The following is a 17,636-nucleotide window of genomic DNA, read 5'->3' as shown; positions in this document are numbered from 1 at the left end:
CCTCTTGTGAAGTGCCCGCGCGTTAAGGTTCCCTTTATTTTTGCATTTCCCGGGAAGTGCCATTATCGGTACCAACCTGCCCCACTGCCCACGGCTCTCTTCTTTTGGGCGCTGCCCCCGTGTGCTACACCGCAGGTTTTTCTTCAATAAGGTCCACTTCCACTTTTAGATTCTCTATGATGAATTCCTGGCGGTCTGGGGTGTTCTTGCCCATATAAAAATTCAACAGTTCCTCTATGCTCATGGCCTTGTCCAGCATGACCGGCTCCAAGCGAATGTCGTCCCCGATGAAATGTTTGAACTCGTCCGGGGAAATCTCTCCCAAGCCCTTGAAACGGGTTATTTCGGGTTTGCCGCTCAATTTGTTCATGGCGTGCTGCCGCTCCTCATCGCTGTAGCAGTAAATGGTCTCTTTTTTGTTGCGCACCCGGAAAAGGGGCGTTTGCAGGATGTAAAGGTGGTTTTCCTTGATCAGCTCCGGAAAGAACTGCAAAAAGAAGGTAATGAGCAACAGCCGTATGTGCATCCCGTCCACATCCGCGTCCGTGGCAATGACAATGTTGTTGTACCTGAGGTCTTCCATGGACTCCTCAATGTTCAGGGCCGCCTGCAATAGGTTGAATTCCTCGTTCTCGTACACGATTTTCTTGGACATGCCGTAGGAGTTGAGCGGTTTTCCCCTGAGGCTGAACACGGCCTGGGTATTCACGTCCCTGGACTTGGTGATGGACCCCGAGGCAGAGTCGCCCTCGGTGATGAACAGGGTGCTCTCCAGCCTCCTGTCGTTTTTCATATCGCCCAGGTGCACCCGGCAGTCGCGCAACTTCTTGTTGTGCAGGCTGGCCTTTTTTGCCCGGTCACGGGCCAATTTCCTGATGCCGCTGAGTTCATTGCGCTCTTTTTCGGCCATCACGATCTTGCGCTGCAGCTTTTCGGCCGTTTCCGGATTTTTGTGCAGGTAGTTGTCCAGGTACCTCCCCACAAAATCGTTCACATAGGTGCGCACCGTGGGGAAGGAACCGCCCATATCGGTGGATCCCAGCTTGGTCTTGGTCTGGCTCTCAAAGACGGGCTCCATCACCTTGATGCTAATGGCGCTTATAATGCTCTTGCGGATGTCCGATGCCTCATAGTTCTTTCCATAAAAGTCGCGAACGGTCTTTACAATGGCCTCCCTGAAGGCAGATTGGTGGGTGCCCCCCTGGGTGGTGTGCTGTCCGTTCACAAAGGAGTGGTACTCCTCGCTGTACTGGGTCTTGCTATGGGTAATGGCCACCTCAATGTCTTCCCCCCTTAGGTGAATGACCGGGTAGAGCAGGTCTTCCATGTTGTTGTTGTCTTCCAGAAGGTCCTTGAGACCGTTCTCCGAATGAAACTTTTCCCCGTTGAAGACAATGGTGAGCCCGGGATTTAGGTACACATAATTTTTGAGCATCCGCTCCACGTACTCGTTGCGGTACTTGAAATTCTTGAAAATGGCCTCGTCCGGGACAAAAGTGACCTTGGTGCCCTTTCGCTTGGTGGTTTCCTCAGGCCCATTTACCTGGGTTAGGTTCCCTTGGGCAAACTGGGCGGTCTTTACCTGGTTTTCCCGGGAAGATTCCACCTCAAAGAAACTGGACAGGGCGTTTACGGCCTTGGTGCCCACCCCGTTTAGCCCAACGGATTTTTTAAAGGCCCTGCTGTCATACTTTCCGCCGGTGTTCATCTTGGAGACCACATCCACCAATTTACCCAGGGGAATGCCACGACCATAATCGCGCACCTTTACCGTTTTGTCCTTGATCACGATCTCAATGGTCTTGCCGGCGCCCATCACAAACTCATCTATGCAATTGTCTATGACCTCTTTCAGGAGAATGTAAATGCCATCATCTGCCGACGACCCATCCCCCAACTTGCCAATGTACATTCCCGGCCGGAGCCTAATGTGCTCCTTCCAGTCCAGCGATCGGATGTTTTCTTCGGTATATTTGGTGTTTTCTGCCATAAATGGGTATTAATTGACCATAGCAGCTAAGATAGCACGACTTCCAAAAATATAAAATGGCTTGTGCCTAAAGTAATTAACAATGCAGCGGGCCCATTTGTTGATAGTGCCAAGGCCGCGGGAAACCGGGAACACCGGAATGGCCATGTCGCTACACGTTGAAGCGGAAATGCATGACATCCCCGTCCTTGACCACATATTCCTTGCCCTCTACCCGCATTTTACCGGCCTCCTTTACCTTGTTCTCGCTGCCGTAGTGCACATAGTCGGCAAAGGCAATGACCTCTGCCCGGATAAAGCCCTTTTCAAAATCGGTATGGATCACGCCCGCGGCCTGTGGGGCCGTGGCGCCAACGGGAATGGTCCAGGCCCTGACCTCTTTTGGGCCAGCGGTGAAATAGGTTTCCAGGTTCAGCAGCCGGTACGCCCCGCGGATCAGCTTGGCGGATCCTGGTTCCTCAAGGCCCAGGTCTTCCAAGAACATTTGGCGCTCCTCAAAGGTCTCCAGTTCGGTAATATCGGCCTCCGTGCCCACGGCCAGCACCACCACTTCGGCATTTTCATGGGCCGTGGCCTCCCGTACCTTCTCCACGTAGGCGTTTCCCGTCGCCGCGGCATCCTCGTCCACGTTGCAGACGTACATCACGGGCTTGTCCGTGATGCACTGCAAAGGCGTCACAAATTCGGTACGATCGTCATGGGACAGGGCAATGGCCCGGACCGAAGTGCCGGCCTCCAGACCCGCCTTGAGCTGCTCCAGTACGGCGGCCTCCTTTTGCGCGTCCTTGTTTCCGGTCTTGGCCGTTCTCTTTACTTTTTCCAGCTTTTTCTCAACAGTCTCCAAATCCTTGAGCTGTAGCTCCATATCAATGGTCTCCTTGTCCCTTATGGGATCCACACTGCCATCTACGTGCACAATGTTGTCGTTGTCAAAACAGCGCAGCACGTGCAAAATGGCATCGGTCTCGCGAATATTGCCCAAAAATTGGTTGCCCAGGCCCTCTCCCTTACTGGCCCCCTTTACCAAGCCGGCAATGTCCACGATCTCTACCGTGGCGGGTATAACACGTTCCGGTTTCACCAAGGACTCCAAGGCCTGCAATCTGGGATCGGGCACGTTTACCACGCCAATGTTGGGTTCAATGGTGCAAAAGGGAAAATTGGCACTTTGTGCCTTGGCGTTGGACAAACAATTGAACAAGGTCGATTTTCCCACATTGGGCAATCCTACAATTCCTGCTTTCATTCTCGTATGGTTAAGGGCGGCGCACGGGCTGCCGTTTGCGTAATTTCCGCGCAAAGATAGGGTTTACTCAGTTACCTGAACGCCATGGTCGCGACCAAAAATTGGGCGGTGCCGCAGGGGCGGCCGCCTGCTGGCGCCCGCGCCGTGCCCAATAGGACACCAATATGGGGAACGGCCCACCAACGCGGACAAAGATCCGTGGAAGTCCTTATCTTTAGGTTCATTTTAAAGCGATTCAGATGATTGGGAAGATTGCCCTGCAAGGCCTGTTGTTCGATGCAAAATCATCTTTTTTAACTGGGCCCGCAAAAGCACCGCCCCTCATAAGGGAAGCCTACAAAAGCGAATCGGCCAATTATTTTGCCGAGGACCTGACCGAGATACGGCCCGATCGTTTTCAGGATTTGGGCGATTTTAAGGTGCGTGACTATATGGAGATCCAGGATATTGCGGCCCGGGCCCTTAAGAACCATGACCGGCTCCTTACCCTTGGCGGAGACCACAGTGTTACCTACCCGGTACTACAGGCTTTTTACAATAAATATGGGCCCTTGGACGTGCTGCACTTGGACGCCCATGCCGACCTTTATGACAGCTTTGGGGGCGACCGGCATTCCCACGCCTGCCCGTTTGCCCGCATCATGGAAAAAGGACTGGCCAAGAGATTGGTGCAGGTGGGCATCCGGACCTTGTCCCAACACCAGTGGGAACAGGCCAAAAAATATGGGGTGGAAGTGATACAGATGAAACAATTGGATATGCGCAACCTGCCCCTGTTCAACAATGCCCTATACATCTCCGTGGACATGGACGTTCTGGACCCGGCCTTTGCGCCCGGCGTCTCCCATCACGAACCCGGCGGACTCACCATAAGGCAGCTGCTGCACATTTTACAACATGTTGATGTTCCCGTTCTGGGCGCGGATATTGTGGAATACAATCCCACCAGGGACGTGCACGGCATGACCGCCATGGTCTGCGCAAAGATCCTAAAGGAAATCGCTGCCAAAATGATATCCTCTTGAAAATCAACGACCGTAACCGGTAAAATGTAAGGATGCAGCGGGCCGGTCACATACAACGCCTTACGCTGGTTGGAGTCTTGGAAATCACCCAAAAAAACAACGCTGCCCCTAGGGTTGGGGCCAAGGGTTAGCCGTCTGGATGCATGAAGCGCTGTTTGCCCAGCAATTCCTCTTCGGTCTCCACCACATCTTCATCGGGCACACAACAGTCCACCGGACAAACGGCGGCACATTGCGGCTCCTCGTGAAAGCCCATACATTCCGTACACTTGTCCGGCGAGATGTAGTACACTTCGTCACTGATGGGTTCCTGTACCTCGTCCGCGTTCACCGCTTTACCGTTGGGCAAGACCACATCTCCCTTCAATGACGTGCCATCACTGTAACGCCATTCATCCGCACCTTCATAAATTGCCGTATTTGGGCATTCTGGCTCGCAGGCCCCACAATTTATACACTCATCGGTTATGATTATTGCCATAATTCTTCTTTTTCCAGGCTTGATTTGCCCCAGCGTCAAAGCCGCTGTATTTTTGTACAAAGATAATTCCAAAAACAGCCAATTACAAATATAACGATGGAACACGACGCTATTACGGAAGCTTTTGTTAAACTTGGCGTGTTTTTGAAGCACTATGTCCAGTCCAAGTCCGGAGAACCAAAAAACAAGGTTCCCGAAAACCCTTGGGCAGCCCGTTTTGACCAGGCCGTGTCCCGGGCCGGACAGGAAAATGGCTGGTTCACTGAAGAACAAGTACGGTTTGCCTTTGGGCAGTGGTCCCGTGAACTTACCGCAGAAAAGCTGCTAGGTTGGCGCAGTTCCTATACCCTTGCTGTTGGGGAACCCAAGACCATAGCCATTGTCATGGCGGGGAACATTCCGCTGGTGGGGCTGCATGACCTGCTCTCCGTACTGCTCACCGGCAACAAGGTCTTGGTAAAGCTCTCCAACAACGACAAAGTGCTGCTGCCCCTGTTCACGTCCTTTTTGGAGCAGCAGAACGAAGCCTTGGTGGGTAGGGTGACCTTCACCCAGGAAAAACTGTCCCATTTCCACGCGGTAATTGCAACGGGGAGCAACAATACCGCACGCTATTTTGAGTATTATTTTAAGGACAAACCCCATCTGATCCGTAAGAACAGGAACAGTGTGGCCGTGCTTACCGGCACCGAAACGCCAGAGGAGCTTCAGGCCCTTGGGGAAGATATTTTTAGGTACTACGGCCTGGGATGTAGGAGCGTCTCCAAGCTCTTTGTGCCCAAAGGATATGATTTTGAGCCCTTTTTCAAGGCCATGTTTGGCCATCGGGATATCATTCATCACCATAAATACGCCAATAACTATGATTACAACAAAGCGGTCTATTTAATGAGTGGGTTCAAGATATTGGACAATGGGTTTTTGGTGCTGAAAGAGGAAACGGCGCATGCCTCTCCCATAGCGGCCCTTTTTTATGAGACCTACGCTTCCCGTGACGCCCTACGGAAACGCCTGGACGAGGACAGTGCCCTTCTGCAATGTGTGGTGGGCCATGCCCCAACGGACAAGCCCGTGGCCTTTGGCAGAACACAGTGGCCCGCCCTCACCGATTATGCCGATGGGGTGGACACGGTGCAGTTCCTGTTGAACGGGCTTGCATAATTGTCTTCGCAACCCTTTTTGGGTTCGCCCTAAATTTCTCACCTTTACACCTCAATTTTAGTGAACACCATGAAAAAACACAATTTTAGCGCTGGTCCTTGCATCTTGCCGCAATCCGTTATGCTCAAGGCCTCGGAGGCCGTAATGGACCTGGACGGCTCCGGCCTTTCCCTATTGGAAATTTCGCACCGCAGCCCGGCCTTTGTGGCCATAATGGAAAATGCCAGAAATCTTGCCCTGGAACTCCTGGGACTTCAGGACAAGGGCTATACGGCCCTGTTCTTGCAAGGAGGGGCCAGTATGGAATTTTTAAGGGTGGCCTACAACCTGTTGGAAACCAAGGCGGGCTACCTGAACACCGGTACCTGGAGCGATAAGGCCATTAAGGAGGCCAAGCTTTTTGGGGAAGTGATCGAAGTGGGATCCTCCAAGGATGAGAACTTCAGCTACATTCCCAAGGGCTATACCGTGCCCCAAGGGTTGGACTATCTGCACCTTACCTCCAACAACACCATTTTTGGCACCCAAATAAAGAAATTCCCCACCACTGATGCGCCGCTGGTCTGCGATATGAGCTCCGATATCTTCTCTAGAACGCTCGATTTTTCAAAATTCGATCTCATCTACGCTGGGGCCCAGAAAAATATGGGGCCCGCCGGAACAGTGCTCGTTGTGGTCAAAGACGCCATATTGGGAAAGGTTTCCAGGCGCGTGCCCTCCATGCTCAACTACCGCACCTTCATTGAAAAGGAGAGCATGTTCAACACGCCGCCGGTCTTTGCCGTGTACACCTCCATGCTCACCCTGCAGTGGCTCAAGGACCTGGGCGGCATTGCGGCCATTGAGAAAGAGAATGCCAAAAAGGCGCAGCTTCTGTATTCCGAAATAGACCTGAACCCGATGTTCAAGGGATTTGCCAATAAGGAGGATCGCTCTACCATGAACGCCACTTTTAGATTGGCAGAGCCCCGGTTCAAGGATACCTTTGAAGCCCTTTTGGCAGAGGCGGGCATCAATGGCCTCAACGGGCATAGAAGTGTTGGCGGCTACAGGGCCAGTATGTACAACGCCCTTTCTTTGGAAAGTGTCGGCATATTGGTGGATGTGATGAGCGAAATGGAAAGAAAGGGATAGATGGCCGCAACCAAGATTTTAGCCAATGACGGCATTTCCCCCAAGGGCGAGGCGCTTTTAAATAACGCTGGTTTTGAAGTGCTCGTGACCCGGGTGGCCCAGGAACAATTGGCCCATTTCATCAACGAACAAAACATCACCGTTCTTTTGGTGCGCAGTGCCACCACGGTGAACAAGGCCCTTATGGACGCCTGCCCCTCCCTAAGGCTCATTGGCCGCGGTGGCGTGGGCATGGACAATATAGACGTGGCCCATGCACAAAGCAAGGGACTGCACGTGATCAACACTCCCGGAGCCTCTGCGCAATCCGTGGCAGAACTTGTATTTGCCCACCTCTTTGCGGGGGCCAGACAGCTGCAAGATGCCAACAGGGCCATGCCCTTGGAGGGAGACACCCGGTTTAAGCAACTTAAAAAAGCCTATGGTGCCGGAACGGAACTCAGGGGCAAGACCCTGGGCATCATCGGTTTTGGCAAAATTGGGCAGGAGACCGCCAAAATGGCCCTGGCCCTGGGGATGCGCGTCCTTTACCACGACACGGACGTGCAGCACAAAGAGTTGGCCCTTTCTTTTTTTGATGGGCGTACCCTGTCATTTTCCCTCCAAGGAAGCTCAAAGGAGACCGTATTGCGGGAGTCGGACTTCATCTCCCTGCATACCCCCGGACAAGAAAAACCGATCATGGCCAAGGAAGAACTCCAGATGATGAAGGACGGTGCGGCCATTGTAAACACCTCCAGGGGCGGCGTCCTGGATGAAGTGGCCTTGGTAGATGCCCTGGAGTCGGGAAAGATATCCTTTGCAGGGCTGGATGTTTTTGAATCCGAACCCTCACCGGAAATACGGATTTTGATGCATCCCCAAATATCCCTTAGTCCGCACATAGGTGCGGGCACACGGGAAGCACAGGAAAGAATAGGCCTGGAACTATCGGAGCAGATTATTTCTTTGCTAAAATGATCTTTAGCCGCAAAATAGTAGCGAGTTTTAGTATATTGCGGCACGAACACTAAAAATTAACTGTATTATGGCAGGATTAATGGATTTATTGAACAGCCCAATGGGCAAACAACTTATAAGTGGTGTAGCTGGCCAAACAGGACAGTCCACCGATCAAGCCGGCAGTGTGCTCAGTATGGCCCTACCGGTGCTTATGGGCGCCATGAAGCGAAATGCCCAGAGCCCCGAAGGCGCACAAGGGCTCATGAACGCCTTGTCCAACAAACACGATGGCAGCATTCTGAACAACCTTGGGGGGTTGTTTGATGGTGGCGTGGATGATGAGGTGATGCAAGATGGGGATGGTATCCTGAACCATGTGTTGGGAGACAAGAAGGCCCAGGTGGCCAATGCCCTGAGCAGCAAATCGGGCGTGGACGCCGGTAATGTGGGCAATATCCTTAAAATGGCGGCCCCCATACTTATGGGCTTTTTGGGACAGCAGACCCAACAGAACCAAGTTTCCGATGCCAATGGCATTGGCGATCTCTTGGGAGGTCTTATGGGCGGTGGCAACTCGGGCAACCAACAGCAATCGCTCATAGAGAGCTTTTTGGACTCCGACGGTGACGGAAGCATTTTGGACGACGTGGCCGCTATGGCCCTTGGGGGCAAAAAAGGAGGCATCGGCGGTTTGTTGGGCGGCCTTTTTGGAAAATAAGCCCAACCGGGACCTTGCCCCGGAAAAAAGCAAACTACCCCGGGCTAAGCCCACGAGGCATTAATAGGAAACTGAATTTTAATTACGAGGCAAGCCACGGAATATCAAACCCTTTGGCGGCGCCAACGAAAAACACATCATAGAAGACCGTCTGTTGTTGCAGGCGGTCTTTTTTGTACCACAAAAGACCCCCTTTGTTGCCATACCGGCAACCAGGACAAGGATAAGCCAACAATAATTGCGAAAACCCGCATAGGGGTGCCGCGATATCGGGGTAAGGCCGCGCCGCCTACCATCACCCTAAAAATGCACCTGAACAACCCCTGCCACCCTTGTACCTGGAGGCAAGCCCATGGAACGTTGCCGGGTCTGCAAGATATCAAGCATTCCGTCCAAGCGGACAATTGGGCAGGCACAGCGACAAAATGAGGTAACTTGGAGCGACAATCCGCCCATTGAAAAACGCGGTTTCTTTTCTACCTCGCCCATAAACGGTACTTTTGCACCCTTTGAACATGCTATGAAGAAATTAAAGGAACGCTGGGGCATTACCAGCAACCTTCAACTTGCCGTTATTTTCATTGTCTTTGGCATTACAGGTTCGGCCTCGGTCTATGTGGCCAAGCCATTTCTGGAACTGATCAATTTTCATCCAGAGCACTTCACGGATGCCTGGTGGGGCACTGCCCTGTATTGGATCGTGCGGCTTCTGCTGATTTTTCCATTCTATCAGATACTTCTAGTGGTGTTTGGCTTTCTTTTTGGACAATTTAAGTTCTTCTGGGCCTTTGAAAAAAAGATGCTGGCCAAGCTGGGCCTGGGGTTTCTCTTCAAATAACTTATGCTTTTCTTAACAACTAAGTTTTTTTCTTTCTCTAATTTTACGCCGAAATGAAGACATTCGGCACCCTCTTTTCTGTGCTTTTTTGTAGTGCCCTGTTCCTGTTCAAGGTAACGGCAGTGCATTCCTACACCCATCACGATACGGATGAGGTGGAGACCTGCTTGGTCTGTAATGTTTACTTGGAGCAAGAAGAAGAGGCGGTTGTTCTACCCGCACAGCCGTTCTCCATACGGCCCGTACCGCACGTGGCCTTCACGGAGCCGATGTTGGCGCAAGACGATTTGCTTGTACCACTGCCCCTTACCACCCACATTATGAGCAGGCCACCGCCTGCCCTCGTTTAATGAATTCTTGGATTTAAACGTAGTTCTGCGGATGCCTTTCCGCACCATTTCCTTCGTATTCCCCTTTTTATGAGGCTTTATATCGCATTGTTTTTTAGTGCCTTCTGTCTGGCAGCGCATTCCCAGGACTGCGATGGCATTCTTTTGGGGCAGGTGATGGACTTTCATGACAATACGCCCTTGTCCAAAGCCACCATTGCCATTACCGGAAAGAACAGGACCACCCAGACCGATGCAGACGGCAAGTTTCGCTTTAAGAACCTTTGCGACGGCGTCCTGGAACTGGAAGTGTCCCACCCAGAATGTAAGACCGAATTCATTGTGGTGGAAATGGAGGGAGATACGTTTAAAACCCTTTTTCTGGAGCACCATATGGAAGCGTTGGATGAGGTCAAGGTACACGGGGCAAGCCATGTGCACAAGACCAATAGCAGCCAAGAAGAAGCCCTGGAAACGGCCACTTTGGAGCGGTTCAGTGGCGCCAGTTTGGGAGATGCCCTTAAGCACCTTACAGGTGTCTCTTCCCTGAACACCGGGGCAAACATCGTTAAACCCATTATCCAAGGCCTCAGGGGCAGCCGCATCTTAATGCTGAACAACAATGTTAGAATGCAGGATATGGAGTGGGGAGATGAGCACGCCCCCAACATAGATGTGAACGCCAACAGCAAGGTAAGCGTTATAAAGGGTGCCGCAGCACTGGAATATGGCGGTGATGCCATTGGTGGGGTCATTGTCATGGCGCCCGCGCCCATTGTGAACAAGGACACCCTTTTTGGGAGTACCCAGCTCAATGCCCAGACCAACGGCCGTGGCGGTGGCATTACCTCCTCGCTCACCAAGGCCTTTGATGGAGGACTGTACATTAAGGCACACGGGTCCCTAAAAAATTTGGGCGTTATGGATGCCCCCAACTATGTGCTTTCCAACACCGGGGTGCGGGAACAGGCCGTTTCCCTCAATGTGGGCAAGCGCACTTTTGTACAGGGATGGGAAGCCTATTATTCCTATTTTAAGGCGGACATAGGGATTTTAAGGGCATCGCACATTGGAAATGTGGACGATTTGATCAACTCCATAAACAGCAAGCAACCCAACCGTATAGACCCCTTTACCTATGCCATAAATGCCCCCAACCAAACTGTTGCCCACCATTTGGGGAAGGCCAGCTACTACCGCAGGTTCAAGGGCCTGGGCAAATGGGACCTGCAGTACGATTTTCAGCAGAACAACCGCTTGGAATTCGATATCCGCGTGGGCGATGATGCGGACAAGGCCTCTTTGGACCTGAGGCTAAACACCCACACGCTTGCCTCCAACTTTAAGTTCGATGCCCAGGAGGTCTTGGATCTGAAAGTGGGCCTGATGGGCCGCTACCAAAACAATTTTGCCAATCCGGACACCGGGGTGCGCAGACTCATCCCGGACTACGACAAGTACGATCTTGGCGCCTACGGAGTGGCAACGTTTAACCTTAACGGGACTTTGGCCCTGGACGCAGGGCTGCGCTATGATTTTACCCGGTTGGATGCCAAAAAGTTCTACCGGACCTCCCGTTGGGAAGAACGGAACTACGATGAGGATTTTTCCGATATTGTCCTGGAGGACCTGGGCACCCAACTGCTTACCAACCCGGTGTTTGACTATCACAACGTATCGGTTACCGTGGGGATGAACCAGGAGTTGAACCAAAACCACCGGCTGCGCTTCAATTATTCCTTTGGCAACAGGCCGCCCAACCCCTCGGAGCTCTTCAGTGACGGACTGCACCACTCTGCGGCGCGCATTGAGCTGGGCGACCTGCGATTGCAAAGCGAATCTGCCCATAAGCTGGGAATTTCACTGGAACGCAGCGGTGAAAAATGGGGCTATACCCTGGCACCCTACCTGAACGCCATTGACAATTTTATGCTCCTGGAGCCCACGGGAACGGAATTTACCATCCGGGGCGCCTTCCCCGTGTGGTCTTACCGCCAGACAAATGCACTGCTTGTGGGCATCGATGCCTCCCTCTACAGCCAATGGACGGACCAGTGGAGAACGGACCACAAATTCGCCTGGATACACGGCAACGACATGGAAACCGGTGTGCCCCTGATCAACATGCCCGCAGGGCAGTTGGAGAACAGCGTGTCCTTTACCCAAAAGGACTGGCACAACCTACAGGTTTCGGTATGGAGCCAATACGTAATGGAGCAATCCCGTTTTCCGGAGAACATCAATGTCTTTTCGCCATCGCTTCAACAAGAGGTGCAATTGGACATCAATACACCGCCGCCGGCCTATCACTTGCTGTCCCTGGATGCCCGGATGCAATTCGGCCTAAGACAGCCCAACGACATCAGTGTTGGGCTGGGCGTCACCAATCTCTTGGACACCGTGTACCGGGACTATTTGAACAGACAGCGTTTTTTTGTGGACGATCTGGGACGCAACATCAGCCTGCGCATCATCTTTAATTATTAGAACGAACATCAACTATCATTTAATAACCCTTTTAAAAACAAGTAAAAATGAAAAAAGTAAGCTTAGATTTCAGAACAGGACGTGCCACCATGGCCTCAATGGCCTTATTGGCCGGCGTATTCTTTGTATCATGCGACAATGATGACGACAATCCCGAAGCAGTGGACGAGGAAGAGGTGATCACCACGATGAACGTGAGCCTCACCGCCACCGGAAGCACGGTAAATCTGCAGGTGAGGGACCTGGACGGGGATGGCCCCGATGAGCCCGAAATAACGGTATCCGGCAACCTGGCCAGCAATACCACCTATGTGGGCAGTATAGAACTGTTGAACGAAACGGAAACCCCCACCGAGGACATTACCTTGGAAATTAGGGAAGAAGATGACGAACACCAGTTCTTCTTTGCCGCCACCGGATCCATTGCCAACGTCACTGCAACGGACACCGATGGGGATGGCAACCCCTTGGGGCTTACCTTTTCCCTTGAAACCGGTGATGCCGGAGCTGCCAGCTTGAGCATTACCCTTAGGCACGAGCCCAAGAAGCCCAATGACGGCACCCTTGCAGATGCCCGTGGCGAAACGGACATTGCCCAAACCTTTAATTTGGTGGTGGAGTAATTGTCCCTTTATCCCAGATTATGCAGTAGACTTTCGTGATGAGGGTGTAAAGCCCAATAAAATCAAGCCTTTTGCGCTTGAGGCACCCGCCCGAATGTGCCATTCGGTACGGGCGGGTAGCCATCGCTACGGTGAATGAGCAAAAGTCAGTGCAACGATTGATTTTGCAGGGATTTACAGCCGTAATACCTGCCCGTTCCTTTCAGGCGGGGAAATTCTATTGCTTAATCTGGGTTTATCCATCTAGCATAAAAAAGGGCACCAATTTCATAGTTGGTGCCCTTTTTTTATAGCTTCAAAATCTCTTCTTTGGGATGGCCGTCGCACTTAAGAACGTATAAAAAACCAATGCGCCATTCAAGGTGATGATGCCTAGGCGCCCACCGTCTTGTTTTTCGATTTGTTGAACACATAGGTGTACAACCACATAATGGTAAAGGAGGGTATGACATCCAAGCCAGGAACCAGCTCTTCTATAAAGGTGACCACCCCGGCAATTTGGCCCGCCTTGCCCTTGTACATTCGGGTCATGAGCCAACCGGCCAGGGGTGCCCAGACCACATCAGAGAATTCGCCCATCCAGGGAATCACAAAGGAAATCATTCCCACGGCATCGAAGAGCAGGCCCAGGAGGAGGTATTTGATCTTATGGTCTTTTTGTGGATTTGTCATGGTCATCTGTTCGTGTTCTACTGAAGCATAGCCACAAAAGTGCCAAAAAGAAATGGAAATTCCCAAAAATAAAACCGGGCACCAAAAAAGCGGAAACCCTCTTCATATGGTTGGTGCGTGCCGGCGATGGCCCATGGGCACAAAAAAACCGTGGGCGGGGTCTTTATTTGCCGTCCACGGTCCGTAAAACATAATGCCCCAATCCCAACAAAAAAGGGGGTTCCAGAATTTAGGAAAGGTTGGAGCTGATCAACTTTAAAAACTCGTTTCGGGTCTCAATTTTTTCAAACTGGCCGCGAAAGCCCGAAGTGGTGGTCACCGAATTTTGCTTCTGTACCCCACGCATCATCATGCACATGTGCGACGCTTCAATGACCACGGCAACCCCCTTGGGCTGCAAGGTATCGTTGATGCACTCCAGGATGTCATGCGTTAGGCGCTCCTGTACCTGCAGCCTCCGGGCAAAGACATCCACTACCCGCGGTATTTTACTGAGGCCAACAATGTGTCCGTTTGGAATGTAGGCAATGTGGGCTTTTCCGAAAAAGGGCAGCATATGGTGCTCGCAGAGCGAGTACAGTTCTATGTCCTTAATGATGACCATGTCATCATAATCTTCCTTGAACATGGCACCCTGCAGAATTTCCACAGCGTCCTGTTTGTAGCCCTGGGTGAGAAAAAGCATGGCTTTGGCCGCCCTTTCCGGCGTCTTTACCAAGCCCTCCCGGGTTACATTTTCGCCAATTTCGTTGATGATGGACGCGTACCTGTTTTTTACTTCGTCCGTAATTTCAAGATTGTACTCTTCCAGATTGCTATATGGAGCCATAAGGGAATGTTCTATTTTGTTTAATGATAATTAAAATTTCCTAAACAAACCTAGGGAATTTAAACGCATCGATCCTTAAAATTAATCTAAATTTTTAAGTGCGTACCAGATTTGGGCTTTGCCCACCCACGGTTTTGTGGTTTGCCCCCGATAAACTAATTTCACCAACTGGAATGGAACGGATGATACAAGCGGCAAACATACAAAAATATTACGGGGACCTTCAGGTTTTAAAAGGGGTGGACCTCAACATAAACAAAGGGGAGGTGGTCTCCATTGTGGGGGCCTCCGGAGCCGGCAAAACCACCCTGTTGCAAATCTTGGGCACCCTGGACATGCCCACCAACAGCACCGAGAGCAACCTTACCATAAACGGCACCAAGGTAAACCAACTCAACGCCAGGCAATTGGCCCGTTTCAGGAACGAGCACATCGGTTTCATCTTTCAGTTCCACCAATTGTTGCCGGAGTTTACCGCCATGGAGAATGTTTGTCTGCCCGCCTTCATCAAGAACACGGGCAAGGAAGCGGCCCAGAAAAGGGCTGGGGAACTGTTGCAGTTTTTGGGGCTGGGCAATAGGGTAAGGCACAAACCATCGGAACTTTCGGGCGGGGAACAACAGCGGGTGGCCGTTGCCAGGGCATTGGTGAACAACCCGTCCGTGATCTTTGCGGATGAACCCAGCGGGAATTTGGATTCTGAAAGTGCCGATAGGCTGCACCAATTGTTCTTTGACCTGCGGGAGGAGTTTGGGCAAACCTTTGTCATTGTGACCCACAACGCCGAACTCGCCGCCATGGCCGATCGGAAGCTGACCATGGTCGATGGTAAAATCATTTATCCAGAGAGACGCCCCGAACAAGAATCCTAAAGATGGTCCAAGAGGTGCGGGCCATTATCAAAGCCCCTGAATACCAAGAAGCGGTTTCACCCCAGCGCCCAAAACGGCTCTCCCTATATGGGAACCTACTGGTAGTCAGTGCCGTGGCCAGTCTATTGCCACTTGTTCTCACGGGCATGTTCCATACCGCCCTTGGACTGGTACTGCGTTTTGGCCGCGCAATTTTTGAATAAACCAACACGATGAAGCGTTCTGAACTTAGGGAATTTTTGGATGAAAAAGTGGCTTTGTACAATAATGACCAATTTCTGGAGAGCGATCCCGTGCAGATTCCCCATCTGTTCACAAAGAAAGAGGATATGGAGGTCAGCGGTTTTTTAACCGCCACCATTGCCTGGGGCAACAGAAAGAGCATCATTGCCAACGCGCATCGCTTAATGGACCTGATGCACCACAGTCCGCACGATTTTGTAAGGCACCACACAGAAAACGATCTAAAGGGCCTGGAACATTTTGTGCACCGTACCTTTAACGCTGAAGACCTGGTCTATTTTGTACGCAGCCTAAAGAACATCTATGAACACCATGGCGGCCTGGAAGCCGTGTTTACCCAAAACCAGACCAAAACCTCCCTGCAACCCACCATTGCCCATTTTAAAAGGATCTTTTTTGCACTCCCCCACCCGCAACGCACCACCAAGCACGTCTCCGATCCCGAAAAGGGCTCGGCGGCCAAGCGCATCAACATGTTTTTGCGGTGGATGGTGAGAAGCAATGCCGCTGGAGTGGATCTTGGTCTGTGGAAGGGCATCCCACCTGCCAAACTATCCTGCCCCCTGGACGTACATTCCGGAAATGTGGCCAGAAAATTGAAATTGCTGAAACGAAAACAGAACGATGCCAAAGCCGTGGCAGCGCTGGATGCCCAGTTGCGCAAATTAGACCCCCAGGACCCCGTTAAATATGACTATGCCCTCTTTGGCCTGGGGGTATTTGAAAAATTCTGACCCACCGAACCAAGGGATTGGCATACTGGCAAACACCCTCCGTGCCAAACCAGCGCACACCGATCAACCCCCAGATAAGGCTACCCGGCGCATAGGGCTAAACACGTACAAGTCCCATTTCGGCAAGGTCCAACTGCTGCCGCTTGCCACCCTCCCGGATGGACCTGTAGATGGCCTCCACAATGATCATGTCCCTTTTGCCCATCTCCCCTGGGGCCATATTGGGCGCGCCCGCCAGGATATGCTGGGCAAAATCATCCATCTGTAGGGCCATTTGGCTTTTATGCGGGTATTTTAGAACGGTGCCATCTGAAGTATGCCCGCCAATGGGGCCATAACTGTGGGCAGGTTCCAGAACAAACCAACCTTTACTACCGTGTACCTTCATCCTGTTGCCACTTATGTTGTGGGAGGTCATCATATGGGCCACGGCCCCATTTTCAAATTCGAATTGGGCGGTAATGGTCTCGTCCGTGTCCTTAAAGTAATCCGGCCGGGTACTGAATTCCTGGGCGGACACCGAAATGGGGTTTTCGCCCGCCCCGTAGATACTGCTCTGTATGGAGTAAACTCCCATGTTCATCAGTGCCCCGCCACCGGAAAGGGCACGGTTAAGCCTCCATTGATCCGGATTTCCCCTAGAGATGTAGGCCGCATCGGAATTGATGAATTGTACCTCCCCATAGGTTTTATCACGGACAAACCTCTTTACCTGCTGTGTATAGGGGTCGGATTGCATCCGGTATCCCACGCTTAGCCTTACGTCGCTTGCCGCACAGGCCTCCATAATGGCATTGCATTCCGCCACGTTCATCGCCATGGGCTTTTCCACAATGACGTGCTTCCCGGCCCGTGCCGCCCTGATACTGAAATCGGCGTGCATGCTGTTGGGGAGCACAACATAGACAATGTCCACGCTGTCATTGTTGGCAATGTCATCAAAATTTTCATAATTGTACACGCTACTGTCCGGAAGACCGTAGCTGCGTTTCCAGACCGCCTCCTTTTCCTTGGTCCCGGTAACGATCCCGGCCAAATGGCAAAACTGGGTCTCCTCAAGGGCGGGTGCCAACTGATGGGTACTGTAACTTCCAAGCCCAACCAGGGCCACCCCCAGGCTCTTTTTATTTTGGGCGGAGATCGGCGCTCCCAGCAAAGGCGAGGCCCCCAGTATGGTTACCGCCGCTGCGCCTTTTCCCAAAGTGGCGGCAAAATCCCTTCTTGTAACGTTTTTCATCTGTTGCTATTTATTTGTTTTTTCAAGCTCAGACCTGCCCGTTCCGGTTCAGGCGGGTAATTCGCCAATCAACAT

18 protein-coding genes are annotated in these 17,636 nt (G+C 51.9%); 12 read left to right on the top strand and 6 right to left on the bottom strand.

Translation table 11 applies throughout. The features are described 5' to 3' along the window. Window positions 1-124: 124 nt before the first annotated feature. Together ACKWCC_RS09340 and ychF are read right to left on the bottom strand one after the other, a co-directional pair. On the bottom strand, window positions 125-1,990 hold the full coding sequence (locus tag ACKWCC_RS09340; protein WP_413995657.1) for a DNA topoisomerase IV subunit B: 1,866 nt from the start codon (window positions 1,988-1,990) through the stop codon (window positions 125-127). A gap of 151 nt (window positions 1,991-2,141) precedes the next feature. After that, entirely contained in the window at window positions 2,142-3,236 is a 1,095-nt protein-coding gene (gene ychF, locus ACKWCC_RS09335) for a redox-regulated ATPase YchF (protein ID WP_413995656.1), read from the bottom strand. 239 nt (window positions 3,237-3,475) lie between these two features. Here ychF and speB point away from each other — a divergent pair, with 239 nt between their 5' ends. Beyond that, entirely contained in the window at window positions 3,476-4,261 is a 786-nt protein-coding gene (speB, locus tag ACKWCC_RS09330; RefSeq protein WP_413995655.1) for an agmatinase, read from the top strand. 127 nt (window positions 4,262-4,388) lie between these two features. Here the strand turns inward: speB and ACKWCC_RS09325 are convergent, their stop codons facing one another. Beyond that, window positions 4,389-4,742 (bottom strand): 4Fe-4S dicluster domain-containing protein, encoded by a 354-nt coding sequence (locus tag ACKWCC_RS09325; protein WP_413995654.1) that lies wholly within the window; start codon window positions 4,740-4,742, stop codon window positions 4,389-4,391. Between the two features lie 96 nt (window positions 4,743-4,838). Here ACKWCC_RS09325 and ACKWCC_RS09320 point away from each other — a divergent pair, with 96 nt between their 5' ends. The 8 genes from ACKWCC_RS09320 (at window position 4,839) to ACKWCC_RS09285 (ending at window position 12,974) form a co-directional block, all read left to right on the top strand. Continuing rightward, window positions 4,839-5,903, top strand: a complete 1,065-nt coding sequence (locus tag ACKWCC_RS09320) for an acyl-CoA reductase (RefSeq protein ID WP_413995653.1) — start codon at window positions 4,839-4,841, stop codon at window positions 5,901-5,903. Window positions 5,904-5,972: 69 nt separating this feature from the next. Further along, window positions 5,973-7,037: a 3-phosphoserine/phosphohydroxythreonine transaminase gene (gene serC / locus ACKWCC_RS09315; protein ID WP_413995652.1), complete on the top strand. Its 1,065-nt coding sequence runs from the start codon at window positions 5,973-5,975 to the stop codon at window positions 7,035-7,037. After that, window positions 7,038-7,997: a D-2-hydroxyacid dehydrogenase gene (locus tag ACKWCC_RS09310; RefSeq protein ID WP_413995651.1), complete on the top strand. Its 960-nt coding sequence runs from the start codon at window positions 7,038-7,040 to the stop codon at window positions 7,995-7,997. Window positions 7,998-8,064: 67 nt separating this feature from the next. Then, window positions 8,065-8,697 (top strand): DUF937 domain-containing protein, encoded by a 633-nt coding sequence (locus tag ACKWCC_RS09305; protein WP_413995650.1) that lies wholly within the window; start codon window positions 8,065-8,067, stop codon window positions 8,695-8,697. Between the two features lie 520 nt (window positions 8,698-9,217). Beyond that, complete coding sequence (locus ACKWCC_RS09300) at window positions 9,218-9,535, top strand: DUF6787 family protein (RefSeq protein ID WP_413995649.1); 318 nt, start codon at window positions 9,218-9,220, stop codon at window positions 9,533-9,535. Window positions 9,536-9,588: 53 nt separating this feature from the next. Continuing rightward, window positions 9,589-9,885, top strand: a complete 297-nt coding sequence (locus ACKWCC_RS09295; protein ID WP_413995648.1) for an SH3 domain-containing protein — start codon at window positions 9,589-9,591, stop codon at window positions 9,883-9,885. Window positions 9,886-9,954: 69 nt separating this feature from the next. Continuing rightward, on the top strand, window positions 9,955-12,351 hold the full coding sequence (locus tag ACKWCC_RS09290) for a TonB-dependent receptor (RefSeq protein WP_413995647.1): 2,397 nt from the start codon (window positions 9,955-9,957) through the stop codon (window positions 12,349-12,351). 47 nt (window positions 12,352-12,398) lie between these two features. Beyond that, complete coding sequence (locus tag ACKWCC_RS09285) at window positions 12,399-12,974, top strand: type 1 periplasmic binding fold superfamily protein (RefSeq protein WP_413995646.1); 576 nt, start codon at window positions 12,399-12,401, stop codon at window positions 12,972-12,974. 372 nt (window positions 12,975-13,346) lie between these two features. Here the strand turns inward: ACKWCC_RS09285 and ACKWCC_RS09280 are convergent, their stop codons facing one another. Next, a complete protein-coding gene (locus ACKWCC_RS09280) occupies window positions 13,347-13,646 on the bottom strand; it encodes a hypothetical protein (RefSeq protein WP_413995698.1) in 300 nt (99 codons plus the stop codon). A 229-nt stretch (window positions 13,647-13,875) separates the two neighbouring features. After that, the gene (folE, locus tag ACKWCC_RS09275; protein ID WP_413995645.1) at window positions 13,876-14,475 is read right to left on the bottom strand and encodes a GTP cyclohydrolase I FolE; all 600 of its coding nucleotides are present in this window, start codon (window positions 14,473-14,475) and stop codon (window positions 13,876-13,878) included. Between the two features lie 182 nt (window positions 14,476-14,657). On the opposite strand from folE, the gene ACKWCC_RS09270 reads away from it, so the two are divergent. From ACKWCC_RS09270 to ACKWCC_RS09260, 3 genes are read left to right on the top strand one after another with little or no spacing between them, the layout of a single operon-like run. Next, window positions 14,658-15,347: an ABC transporter ATP-binding protein gene (locus ACKWCC_RS09270; RefSeq protein WP_413995697.1), complete on the top strand. Its 690-nt coding sequence runs from the start codon at window positions 14,658-14,660 to the stop codon at window positions 15,345-15,347. 2 nt (window positions 15,348-15,349) lie between these two features. Next, window positions 15,350-15,550 (top strand): hypothetical protein, encoded by a 201-nt coding sequence (locus tag ACKWCC_RS09265; protein ID WP_413995644.1) that lies wholly within the window; start codon window positions 15,350-15,352, stop codon window positions 15,548-15,550. Window positions 15,551-15,559: 9 nt separating this feature from the next. Further along, window positions 15,560-16,324 (top strand): TIGR02757 family protein, encoded by a 765-nt coding sequence (locus tag ACKWCC_RS09260; RefSeq protein WP_413995643.1) that lies wholly within the window; start codon window positions 15,560-15,562, stop codon window positions 16,322-16,324. Window positions 16,325-16,421: 97 nt separating this feature from the next. Here the strand turns inward: ACKWCC_RS09260 and ACKWCC_RS09255 are convergent, their stop codons facing one another. Beyond that, entirely contained in the window at window positions 16,422-17,561 is a 1,140-nt protein-coding gene (locus ACKWCC_RS09255; protein ID WP_413995642.1) for a Gfo/Idh/MocA family protein, read from the bottom strand. Window positions 17,562-17,636: the final 75 nt, after the last annotated feature.

It is taken from the genome of Maribacter aquimarinus, assembly GCF_047345505.1.
Taxonomy (GTDB): Bacteria; Bacteroidota; Bacteroidia; order Flavobacteriales; family Flavobacteriaceae; genus Maribacter.
Note: the sequence above shows the minus strand (reverse complement) of the source record. Positions and strands in the feature narration are given on the sequence as shown.